This is a genomic window from Rothia sp. ND6WE1A (genome assembly GCF_001683935.1).
Lineage (GTDB): Bacteria > Actinomycetota > Actinomycetes > Actinomycetales > Micrococcaceae > Rothia > Rothia amarae.
The window spans coordinates 1-11,629 of the sequence record NZ_LXTU01000041.1 but is presented as its reverse complement, the minus strand read 5'-3'; the positions used below and the strand labels follow the sequence as shown (position 1 = coordinate 11,629).

Annotated in this window: 11 protein-coding genes and 2 pseudogenes; 9 read left to right on the top strand and 4 right to left on the bottom strand. The window is 58.9% G+C overall.

Annotation, left to right across the window (positions count from 1 at the left end; translation table 11 throughout):
* Positions 1-109, bottom strand: a 109-nt coding sequence (locus A7E48_RS10770) for a twin-arginine translocation signal domain-containing protein (protein ID WP_141669383.1), incomplete at its 3' end; no start/stop codon positions are given.
* A 71-nt stretch (positions 110-180) separates the two neighbouring features.
* Complete coding sequence (locus A7E48_RS05515; RefSeq protein ID WP_068170555.1) at positions 181-756, bottom strand: CueP family metal-binding protein; 576 nt, start codon at positions 754-756, stop codon at positions 181-183.
* 405 nt (positions 757-1,161) lie between these two features.
* On the opposite strand from A7E48_RS05515, the gene A7E48_RS05510 reads away from it, so the two are divergent.
* From A7E48_RS05510 to A7E48_RS05480, 8 genes and pseudogenes are all read left to right on the top strand, one after another.
* Positions 1,162-1,884: a response regulator transcription factor gene (locus A7E48_RS05510; RefSeq protein WP_141669382.1), complete on the top strand. Its 723-nt coding sequence runs from the start codon at positions 1,162-1,164 to the stop codon at positions 1,882-1,884.
* Complete coding sequence (locus A7E48_RS05505; protein WP_068170549.1) at positions 1,881-3,008, top strand: cell wall metabolism sensor histidine kinase WalK; 1,128 nt, start codon at positions 1,881-1,883, stop codon at positions 3,006-3,008. The genes A7E48_RS05510 and A7E48_RS05505 overlap by 4 nt, the downstream gene beginning before the upstream one ends.
* Positions 3,009-3,122: 114 nt before the next feature.
* The gene (locus A7E48_RS05500; protein ID WP_068170546.1) at positions 3,123-3,449 is read left to right on the top strand and encodes a heavy-metal-associated domain-containing protein; all 327 of its coding nucleotides are present in this window, start codon (positions 3,123-3,125) and stop codon (positions 3,447-3,449) included.
* Between the two features lie 51 nt (positions 3,450-3,500).
* A complete protein-coding gene (locus tag A7E48_RS05495; RefSeq protein ID WP_068170542.1) occupies positions 3,501-5,735 on the top strand; it encodes a copper-translocating P-type ATPase in 2,235 nt (744 codons plus the stop codon).
* Positions 5,736-5,783: 48 nt separating this feature from the next.
* On the top strand, positions 5,784-6,467 hold the full coding sequence (locus A7E48_RS05490) for a DUF305 domain-containing protein (protein WP_068170538.1): 684 nt from the start codon (positions 5,784-5,786) through the stop codon (positions 6,465-6,467).
* A 168-nt stretch (positions 6,468-6,635) separates the two neighbouring features.
* Positions 6,636-6,806, top strand: a pseudogene (locus A7E48_RS11365) (trehalase-like domain-containing protein); the annotation flags it as partial.
* A gap of 303 nt (positions 6,807-7,109) precedes the next feature.
* Positions 7,110-7,712 (top strand): annotated as a pseudogene (locus tag A7E48_RS05485) (recombinase family protein).
* A 115-nt stretch (positions 7,713-7,827) separates the two neighbouring features.
* The gene (locus tag A7E48_RS05480) at positions 7,828-8,136 is read left to right on the top strand and encodes a recombinase family protein (RefSeq protein WP_068170535.1); all 309 of its coding nucleotides are present in this window, start codon (positions 7,828-7,830) and stop codon (positions 8,134-8,136) included.
* Between the two features lie 134 nt (positions 8,137-8,270).
* Here A7E48_RS05480 and A7E48_RS05475 read toward each other — a convergent pair whose 3' ends face one another.
* Positions 8,271-8,867 carry a cadmium resistance transporter gene (locus A7E48_RS05475; RefSeq protein ID WP_068170532.1) on the bottom strand — a complete coding sequence of 199 codons (597 nt, stop codon included), beginning with the start codon at positions 8,865-8,867 and terminating at the stop codon, positions 8,271-8,273.
* Positions 8,868-9,227 carry a helix-turn-helix transcriptional regulator gene (locus A7E48_RS05470; protein ID WP_068170529.1) on the bottom strand — a complete coding sequence of 120 codons (360 nt, stop codon included), beginning with the start codon at positions 9,225-9,227 and terminating at the stop codon, positions 8,868-8,870.
* Between the two features lie 626 nt (positions 9,228-9,853).
* Here A7E48_RS05470 and A7E48_RS05460 point away from each other — a divergent pair.
* Positions 9,854-11,629: glycoside hydrolase domain-containing protein (locus A7E48_RS05460; RefSeq protein WP_068170526.1), on the top strand; the 1,776-nt coding region annotated here is incomplete at its 3' end.

Genomic DNA, 11,629 nt, shown 5'->3' with positions numbered 1-11,629 from the left:
ATGCCGAGGCAGCGGGTCCAGGGTTGCTGGTGCAGGCGGTAAGGGCCCCGGTGCCGGCGAGGACGAGCCCGCCGAGCAGAAACTGTCGTCGGGAAGATGCGTTTGTCATGATTTAACCTTTCTTGGTGCAAGATTTCAGTGATACGGAAGACAGGCGCAGGTGAGGACCCTGCTGAGCCATCACGTCAGGCGCAGGTCTGTGACACAGGTGGCACCGTCGTCGGTGGTGGAAAACTCCGTGGTGCCGGTACGCCCCTGGTAGCTGACCTCAATCAGGCCGGTGGTATCATCAGGAAGCCAGAAGCCAATAAACCCATTGTCGAAGGTGGTTGTCGCCTCGTCCACCAGCACCTCACCGGTCGCCTCATCAGTGATCGTGACCTGGATATCCTCATTGTCGAGTTCCCCCAGGCAGGTCGTGAGGCTGTGGTAGAAGCAGTCGTGGGTGGAGGTGAGATAGGGTGCGATCGAGACATACGTCTGATTGTCGGGAAGATCGACCACGACTTCCTGGTCATCGCTCGAGGGCAGCAGTTCATCGGCACGCACTGAGGCGATCAGATCTGTGGGACGCTCAGTGACCTTCTGCCGGTCGAGGTGATTAATGATCTCCACCGCGTCCATGGCGCCCAGGCCATGGGTAGTCAGGAATGTATCCTGGGACACCGTCCCGTCGGCGGTGGGTTCCGGGTCGGCGGCCGAACACCCCGTGAGGGCGAGGGCAAGGGCGGCGGCTGCGATCGCTGCTCGTTTCACGTCAATCTCCTTGGATCGTGGTAAGACCGTGAGAAGACACCGCCTCAAGGTCGATGCCATACCTTATATCTAACACGGGTGCCTGACGGACTAGAAACCAAAAACCCTGCTCACAGCACTATGACAGGGCGAAAAGGGGGTGAATTCGGTGGGCTGGGTCACCACCGGGTCACCACCCCACAGCCGTGGGCGATGTCCTTCTACCCGCCCCGGGTATGCGGTGCAGGCAGTGAAATCCCTGGTGGCGCCTGCTGAACCGACCAGTGGAGGCGATGCCGCCGGCCCGGGGTGGGGCACAGGGGTGACGGCGGTCGAAGGGTGATGTTTGAAGATTTGATGAAGATTTCCCCGCCGGGCACTGAGCGAGGGTGGTATTCCCCCCTGGCCGGAGCGATACTGGGGTCTATGGCTGACTACACACCGACCACCGCCACGCCCCCGGGGCGGGTGCTGGTCGTCGATGATGAACAACCCCTGGCTCAGATGGTGGCCTCCTACCTCATCCGGGCCGGCTTCGATACCCGCCAGGCGCACACCGGCACCCAGGCCTTGGACGAGGCCCGTCACTTTTCCCCCGATGTTGTGGTGCTGGATCTGGGGCTACCCGAACTCGACGGCCTGGAGGTGTGCCGACGGATCCGCACCTTCTCGGACTGCTACATCCTCATGCTCACCGCGCGTGGCAGCGAGGACGACAAGATCAGCGGTTTGACCCTGGGGGCGGATGACTACATCACCAAACCTTTTAGCATCCGGGAACTGGTGACCCGGGTGCATGCGGTGCTGCGCCGCCCGCGCACCAGCACCACCCCACCGCAGGTGACCACCCCCTTGATCGTTGGTGACCTCATTCTTGACCCCGTCGCCCATCAGGTGCGGGTGGGGGAGACGACCGTAGAGCTCACCCGCACGGAGTTCGAGCTGCTGCTTGCCCTGGCTCTGCGCCCCGGCCAGGTGCTGACCCGCCACGACCTGGTCACCGAGGTCTGGGACACCACCTGGGTCGGTGATGAACGCATCGTCGATGTCCACATCGGCAACTTGCGTCGCAAGCTCGGCACCGACACCCGGGGCCGGGGGTTTATCGACACCGTGCGTGGCGTGGGCTACCGGGTGGGGCAGCCATGAATCACGGACCCGGCCTGACCTTCCGCTTCCTGGCCGCCCAGGTGTTGGTCGTGGTGATTAGCCTGCTGGTGGCCGCGGCCGTGGCCACGATGGTGGGCCCGACCCTGTTCCATGATCATATGTTGATGACCGGCCAGGAGGACCCCTCGCTGGAGCTGTTCCATGCCGAGCAGGCCTACCGGGACGCCAACCTGATCACCCTGGCCGTCGCCCTGCCTACCGCCTTGATCAGCGCCCTGCTGGCCAGCCTGTGGTTATCGCGTCGCCTGCGCACCCCCCTGCAGGATCTCACCCGCGCCGCTACCAGCCTGACGGCCGGCAACTACCGTATCCGCGTGCCCGCCGGAGAAGCAGGCCCCGAGGTCACCACCCTGGCGCATGCCTTCAACACCATGGCCGACCGGCTGGAACACATCGAACAGGTCCGCCGCCAGATGCTCTCTGATCTGGCCCACGAAATGGGCACCCCCTTATCGGTGCTCACGGTCTACCTCGATGGTCTCCAGGACGGGGTTGTGGACTGGAATAATGCCATCCACACGATCATGGCTGATCAACTCGCCCGCCTGACCCGGTTGATGGAAGACATCGACGATGTCTCCCGGGCCCAGGAACACCGGATCGATTTGGACCTGGCGGAGGAAGGGCTCGGGGATCTGCTCCATACCGCCGCTGCTGCCGCGGGGGAAGCTTATGCTGACAAAGGCGTCGATTTACAGGTCGAGACCATTACGGACACCGCCCGGGTGCTCGTGGACCGGCAACGCTTCGGCCAGGTGATGAGCAATCTCCTGTCGAACGCGCTACGGCACACCCCGGCCGGTGGGCAGGTCCGGATCAGCGTCCACCGACAGGGGGCGTCCACCGCGCTCATCCACGTTGCCGATGACGGCGAGGGCATCCCACCTGGCCAGCTTGGACACATCTTCGAACGCTTCTACCGGGGGGATGCCGCCCGCAGCCGGGACAACGGCGGGGCCGGGATCGGTCTGACCATCTCCAAGGCATTGATCGAGGCCCACGGCGGCACTCTCACCGCCACCTCCCCCGGACCCGGTCGCGGAGCGGTGTTTACCCTCCGCCTCCCGCTGTCCCCTCCCGACAGTGAGGAGGCTGCTCGGTGACCGCACCCTGCCCCGCGTGAGGGCCGTGCCCTTCATCCCTTCCAAATATACCCCCCTGGGGTATATGCTAGAGAGTAGCATCGCCGCATCCCACCGACCCGTAGGAGCTTTCCCATGATCACCTCCCCGCCCCGCCTCTTGCCGATGGCCTCCCACGGCTGCAGCTGTTGCGGACCTGCCTCACGTGCCGACACCGCCTCCATCCCTGCCGCCAGCGACTCGTCAGCAGGAGGGTCCTCCTCTAGCTACCAGGTCACCGGCCTGAGCTGCGGGCACTGCGCGAAAAGCGTGACCCAGGCCCTTCAGGCCCTTCCCCAGGTCGACGACGTCCAGGTTGATCTCGCTGCTGGTGGTGTTTCCACCGTCACGGTCACCGGTGTCGTACCTCCGGAGATGGTTCGCCGGGCTATCGAGGAGACCGGCTACACCGTCTTATCCTGATCAGTTTTACCCATCATCTCGACCCCGACCGGGTTGAGCGAAAGGAACGTCATGAGCACTCCCCACCATTCCGGTGATCACCATGGTGATCACCCCGCTCCGGAAACAGACCACACCCAACACCCGGATCATGCCAGCCACGAACACCACGCAGATGCCGACACCCACGGCCAGGCGATGCCCCACGATCACCCGCACTCTGCCCTGGACGACGACCACCACGTTCATGGTCACGGCGAACACGCCGGACACAGCACCGCAATGTTTCGGGACCGCTTCTGGTGGTCGCTGATTCTGTCCATTCCCGTCGTTATTTTCAGCCCCATGGTCGCCCACCTGCTCGGCTACCACCTCCCGGCATTCCCCGGATCCACCTGGATCCCCCCGGTGCTGGGCACGATTATCTTCGTCTACGGCGGAACGCCTTTCCTCAAGGGCGGATGGAAAGAACTGAAATCCCGCCAACCCGGGATGATGCTCCTGATCGCCATGGCCATCACCGTGGCGTTTGTCGCCTCCTGGGTCACCACTCTGGGGCTGGGCGGTTTTGAGCTGGACTTCTGGTGGGAGCTGGCCCTGCTGGTGACCATCATGCTGCTGGGCCACTGGCTGGAGATGTCCGCTCTCGGGGCCGCGTCCTCCGCGCTTGATGCGCTGGCTGCCCTGCTGCCGGATGAGGCCGAGAAAGTCATCGACGGGACCACCCGCACCGTGGCCATCTCCGAGCTGGTCGTCGACGACGTCGTGCTGGTGAGGGCCGGTGCCCGGGTGCCGGCCGACGGAATCATCCTCGACGGAGCCGCCGAATTCGATGAGGCAATGATCACCGGCGAATCCCGTCCCGTCTTCCGCGACACCGGTGACAAGGTGGTCGCCGGTACCGTGGCCACCGACAACACCGTCCGCATCCGGGTGGAGGCTACCGGCGGGGACACCGCCCTGGCTGGGATCCAACGCATGGTTGCTGACGCCCAGGAGTCCTCCTCCCGGGCCCAGGCCCTGGCGGATCGGGCGGCGGCGTTGTTGTTCTGGTTCGCGCTGATCTCCGCTCTGATCACCGCGGTGGTGTGGACCATTATCGGCAGCCCGGACGATGCCGTGGTGCGCACGGTCACGGTGCTGGTCATCGCCTGCCCGCATGCCCTGGGCCTGGCGATTCCGCTGGTCATTGCGATCTCCAGCGAGCGGGCCGCGAAATCCGGGGTGCTCATCAAGGACCGGATGGCGCTCGAGCGGATGCGCACCATCGACGTGGTGCTCTTCGACAAAACCGGCACCCTGACCGAGGGTGCGCACGCGGTCACCGGTGTCGCGGCAGCTGTCGGCGTCACCGAGGGCGAGCTGCTGGCCCTGGCCGCCGCCGCGGAGGCCGACAGTGAGCACCCCGTGGCCCGCGCCATCGTGGCGGCCGCGGCCGCCCATCCCGAGGCCTCCCGTCGGCAAATCCGTGCAACTGGTTTCAGCGCCGCCTCCGGCCGGGGGGTCCGGGCCACTGTCGATGGCGCTGAGATCCTCGTGGGCGGGCCGAACATGCTGCGCGAGTTCAACCTCACCACCCCGGCCGAGCTCACCGACACCACCAGCGCCTGGACCGAGCGTGGGGCCGGTGTGCTCCATATTGTCCGCGACGGTCAGATCATCGGTGCGGTGGCCGTCGGGGACAAGATCCGCCCCGAATCCCGCGCCGCCGTGAAAGCCCTGCAGGACCGCGGGGTGAAGGTCGCGATGATCACCGGCGACGCGCAGCAGGTGGCCCACGCCGTCGGTCAGGACCTAGGCATTGATGAGGTCTTCGCCGAGGTCCTGCCCCAGGACAAAGACACCAAGGTCACGCAGCTGCAGGACCGGGGTTTGAGCGTGGCCATGGTCGGTGACGGTGTCAATGACGCCCCCGCTCTGACCCGCGCGGACGTCGGTATCGCCATCGGTGCCGGCACGGATGTGGCCATGGAATCTGCCGGGGTGGTCCTAGCCAGTGATGACCCGCGGGCAGTGCTGTCGATGATTGAGCTGTCCCAGGCCAGCTACCGCAAGATGATCCAGAACCTGATCTGGGCCTCTGGCTACAACATCCTCGCCGTGCCGTTGGCCGCCGGAATGCTTGCCTCGATCGGGTTCGTGCTGTCCCCGGCCGTGGGCGCGATCTTGATGTCTGCCTCGACCATCGTGGTGGCCCTGAACGCCCAGCTGTTACGCCGCATTGATCTGGACCCGGCTCACCTGGCTCCGACCGAGTCGAAAGAGGAACACGCCACGCCTACTCCGGCATCCACCGCCGTCCACTGATCCACCACTTCTCTCCACTGCCCCCATATGACCCTGAAAGGCTCCACCATGAAGCGCACCCTTGTTCTTTCCACTCTCGCCGTGGCCTCCACCCTGGCGCTGGCCGCCTGCGGTGAGGCCACCGAGTCAGGCAACACCGACGCCACCACCTCGGCCACCAGCACTGCGACGACTACCCCTGAGACGACCTCGGCCACCACGGCGACGACTGAGGCGGACGGGGAGATCTCCGCCGATCACAACGACGCGGACATCATGTTTGCCCAGATGATGATCCCCCATCACCAGCAGGCCGTGGAGATGAGTGAGATGCTCCTGGCCAAGGAGGGTATCCCCGCCCAGGTCGTGGAGTTTGCCCAGGGGGTTATTGACGCCCAGGGACCGGAGATTGATCGGATGAACGCCATGCTCGAGGCCTGGGGGCAGCAGCCGGTCACCGACTCTGGGGGCATGGATCACGGCGAGATGGGTGGCATGGATCACGGCGAGATGGGTGGCATGAGCGGGATGATGAGCCAGGAGGACATGACAGCCCTTGAGGAAGCCCAGGGCACCGAGGCTGCCCGCCTCTACCTGGAGCAGATGACCGCCCACCACGAAGGTGCGGTGGACATGGCCCGTGACGAGGTTGCTGACGGCCAGAATCCCCATGCGATCACCCTGGCCGAACAAGTTATCAACGACCAGGAGGTCGAGATCGCTCAGATGCAGCAGATGCTCACTGACCTATGACAGGTGCCCGTCTTTTTCTGATCCCGAGGACTGGAATCTGAAAAAGAGGGATAACCGTGACGATTGCCACCTGCTGCGGGCGATGGGTCGTTGTCACCGCAGCGGGTGCACCGGGGTGGATGTTTCTTCTCCCTCTGGTCGCACCACTGAGGAAAGGGGAAAGCTCCTGTGTCCAGACCCTTGGAGGACTACGCATTATTGTCCGATACTCACACGGCCGCCCTGGTCTGCCGGCAGGGCAGCATTGATTGGTTGTGTCTGCCGCGCTTTGACTCCCAGGCGGCCTTTTCCGCTCTTCTCGGCGACCATCGTGATGGTCACTGGCTAGTAGATGTGCCCGGGGGTTGTCCCGCCGGGCTTTTCCTCATAGCCTCACCCGCCCGCGTCTTATAGGTTGTGAATCAATCTATTATTGAAATAGACTTTTGACACATAAAGTTAGCTCCATGAGCCTACTTTTGAGCACCGTCGCTCAATGTGTCACAAACGACCGTTTAAGCTTCGTTTCTGACACAAAAACCCGGTTTCCGAAATAGTCCCATACGTAAAGGTGGGCGCGCTACACTTTTGTATCACAACACAGTGCCGTATTATATGTGCCCATTCACTGACCTCCGCACGGGTTCTGATACGTTTTTGAGTATGGGACATGATTTCGGCTACGCCCGGGTCTCCACCGGCGACCAGGACGCCCGACTCCAACACGACGCTCTCACTGCGGCCGGCTGCTACCGGATTTTCACCGACACCGCCTCCGGATTGTTGGAGTCGCGTCCTGAACTCGACAAGTTGCTCGATCAACTTCGCCCCGGTGACACGTTGGTGGCCTGGCGCCTGGATAGATTGGACCGGTCAATTAGGCATCTGATTGATGAACTCGCCGGCCTCCAAGAGCGGGGAGTGGAGTTTCGGTCGCTGCAGGAAAACATCGACACTTCCTCCTCCGGCGGGCGACTTATCTTCCACATCTTCGCCTCACTGGCAGAGTTTGAGCGTGACCTGATCCGGGAGCGGACCAACGCCGGGCTTGAGGCTGCCCGGGCTTGAGGCCGAACCGGCGGCAGGCCGCCCTCCTTGTCCGGGGATAAGTTGCGCACCGCACGGAAACTCTACGAACAAAAAGACATGACTGTCGCTCAGATCGGCGAAATTCTGGGAGTTAGTCGCACCACCGTCTACCGGGCGCTGCGCAAAGAAACTGGGGTATTACCTACGCGGCAGAAGGACCCCTCGAAGTCCACATAACCGGGCATTGCGACAGGATGACTCTCGGAATCTGTGCCAACGACTTTTGACTCTGACAACACCCCAAACGAACATATTGTGAACTACAAAAACGCCTGTTCGCTAGGGTGGGTTTATGGATAAACGAACAGATGTGTCGCTGCCTCTAGATATTTCCGAACAGCCCGAGGGTGTGTCTGGCGAAAAGGTTGGCTACGCCCGGGTGTCGACCGCGAAACAGGACCTTGACCGACAAATCGACGCTCTGCGCCAGGAAGGTATTGCCAGCAAATACATTTACGTTGATAAGAAATCCGGATCCACCACCAACCGCCCCGGACTGCACAAGGCACTGGATCAGGCCCGTGAAGGCGATGTCATTGTCGTCCACACACTCGACCGGTCAGATGCTCCTCAAGCTGTAGCAGCGTGTACACCCCAATAGGGTAGTTTTAGAATTTCTGTCGCGCTAACGTGGTCGAGTCCCTGCGGCAGCGGCTTTTCACAACTTCATGGGCGGTTCAGTTGATGCCGGTAAGGAAACCTAGAGAGGCCCTAGCAGCACGGGGGATGAGTTTATTAAAGGCCGAAGGCGCCGCCGCTGACGAGGATGAAGATACCCAGGCCGATCAAGACGATAGGGAACAACACATGCTCCCAGCGTTCGAGAATCTCCGCGATGGGCGGACGGGTGGCCACGAACTTCGCCAACAGGACCAGGCCCGCCACCAGGACCAGAAAGACGACGCAGTAGACGATAACGGTGGCGGTATCCACGTTGAGAAAAACCGGGACATAGACGCCGATATTGTCGCCACCGTTGGCAAAGGTCACCCCGGCGACGGTCAAGACGCTTACGTTCTTTCCGCTGACTTTCGCGTCATCGTCGTCGTCATCGTCTCCCCGCCAGGCTTGCCAGGCCGCCCACAGCCCCAGGGTCAGGGGGATTAGCCCGAAGTAGGGGATCGCCTCGGTGGGCAGGAAGGCATCCGCCCCTAGGGTGACCAGAATCGTGGCTGCGAGGATGCCCGCGAAACCAAGGTACTGCCCGGCCAGGATCCGAAGTGTGGTCCCTGCTTGGCCGGCCCCACGGGCGAAGAACAGCGAGAGCACGATGATGTCGTCGATATTGGTGGCGATAAACAGACCAACCGCCCCCAGGAGACCAGTTACCACTTACCTGTTCCCCTCTCCGGTGGCGCACCCGGGCACGTCACATGCCGAATCAATACACGGGGCATTCTCGTCGGCAGCCAGAGTGGTATCTAGCAGTGAGTTCAACGCCTGGACAAGATGGGCGTCAACGATCTCGTAGCGGGTCTTCCGCCCCTGAGGTTCGGCGACCACAATTCCGCAGTCCCGTAGGCAAGTGAGGTGGTTCGACACATTTGACCGCGTCAGTCCCAACTCCCGGGCGAGAGCGGCCGGGTAGGCCGGGCCGCCCAGCAGGGTCAGGAGAATACGGGATCGGGTGGGATCGGCCATCGCTCGACCCAATCGGTTCATCACGTCCAAGCGCGAAGCAATAGTCAGCATACACTGAACTATACAGCAGCTGCTGAACTGTTGCAACGAGGGTCGAACGTCGGCTTGACGGTGATGCGTGGCAAACCAGCGCCCTTCGGTACTGCCTGTGTCGAAATCGTTCGTTTTTGATAAACGTTTCTATACGAATTCAGCACAATATATTTGATCCCCAGACAACGTGCGACAAGTTTAAGCTACTAATCATCTCAGATCAGCTCGCATACGACCTACACCACGTATCGTTAACTCTAATCAATCTAAAAATCTGGAGGCTCAATGAGCGACCTAATGGTACTAAAAGCACAACAATTCATCAATTCCACCTATAACAAGGGCGCTACGCTCGGAATCGCAGCTGTACCAGAAAACGGAAACACCAGCTGGACCGTCATGTACGCTCTCACGAGAGCACGACAACACGAACTAGGAATCACAAATTTATCCGACGGCTTCGGCCCAACGACCCTTTCTACTTTGCAAACAAAGTTTCCCGTTATCAATGCAAGTACAAAAACCCCGAAAATATCCTCAAAATTATCCAATCAGGTCTTTACTGCAAAGGTTACGACGGAGGAAAAATCGACGGGACGTATAACCCCACCGTCCAAGCTTCAGTGACTCAATTAAAGAAGGACATGGGTGTCTCCAGCGCTCTGCCAGGATCAGGAATAGAGCCTAAAGTATTTAAAGGGTTACTTAACATGGATCCTTATGTCTTAATCTCCGGGGGAAATCCTTCTATCCGTCAAATTCAACAGTGGTTGAACGGACGATATATTAAAAGAAGAGATTTTCAAATCATTCCGGCAGAAGGCTATCACTCCCGAACCGTAGCGCAATGCATGCTGTTCGCCATTCAATATGAGGCTGGAATGGCTGATGGGGTAGCAAATGGTGTATTCGGCCCTGGTACCCAAAGTTCTCTCAAAAGTCACGTACTTCAAGTGGGCAGCACTGGTATCTGGGCTCAGCTGTTCACAGCAGCGATGATTCTCAATAAACGAAGTGTAGCGTTTGGATCTTTTACAGCAGAGGTCTCAACAGCTGTTAGTGCATTCCAGACATTCGCTAAGCTTCCCGCAACGGGTAAGGCTGATTTTGCCACATGGAGCTCTTTGCTTGTTTCCTATGGAGATCAGAGCAGAGCAGGTTCTGCTTGTGATGGCGTTACTAAAATTACTGATGCCAGAGCTAAAGCTTTATATGCGGCAGGGTATAGATATGTAGGGCGCTATCTCTATAATCCTTCTACAAAGAATCTCTTAGAAAAGCAGATACAACCTGGGGAACTCGCTACGATTGCATCAAATGGTTTGAGATGTTTCCCCATCTATCAGACCTTTAATAACTCTGTAGACTATTTCACCCCTGCTCAGGGTGCTCAGGATGCTGAAGATGCAACTTTCTGGGCTAAGAAGTTTGGTTTCAAAGACGGAACGATAATCTACTTCTCGGTTGATTATGATGCTTTAGACGGTGAAGTCACCTCTAATGTTCTTCCGTATTTCCGAGCACTCAATAATGCGCTTCTTTCAAGTTCGGGTTACAAGGTGGGCATATATGGTGCCAGGAATGTCTGCCAACGAGTTTTCGATGAAGGGCTCTCTTCGACTAGCTTTGTGTGTGATATGTCAAGTGGATTCTCCGGTAACTTAGGGTACCCTTTACCCACTAACTGGGCTTTCGATCAGATTGATACAGTAAGTGTTGGAACTGGTGACTCTTTGATTGAGATTGATAAGAATATCTCTTCAGGTCGAGATATTGGGCAAAATACCTATAACCAAACTTCTGTTTCATCAAAACTTGATGTTTTCTTTAACGAAAAACTATATAAAGATGCGCTACTAAAAGATTTACAAAAATATCTAGTATCCATTGGAGTGCCTGAAACTGGGGGTGATGGTTGGACAGACAGAGATTGGGCTACTTTAGATGGAGTGACTACCACCATGGCCTTTAACCGCATCCTCTCAAAGGATATTTTAATTACAAATCTAGCTCGAGAGCTGGGTATCAGAAAGGCCTTGATACAAGCCCCGGTTCTTTGGGAGTCACGTAAGTGGAATCCTACTGATATCGCAGCTGACGATGCAGTCATCGTGGGTGCCAAAAGTGAGTCGTCAACCGGATGGGGACAAATTTTTGCATCTTCAGCAATATCTGGGTGGAATTATTGTGTATCTAAGAAAATAATAAACGGTAATTTGTTCGATCCAGTAAAAGACTTAAGAACTGTTTGGTTTAAATTAAAAGATGATATTGATTTTAATATTAAATGTACTGCATATTTGCATTTTTGGGATGCGAACGATATTGGTGTTCCCAGACCTAGTCTCTCCATGAAGCCAGCGGATATTCAAGCGCTCATTGGACGCTATAACGGAGTCGGACCTAAGGCCGAAGTGTAC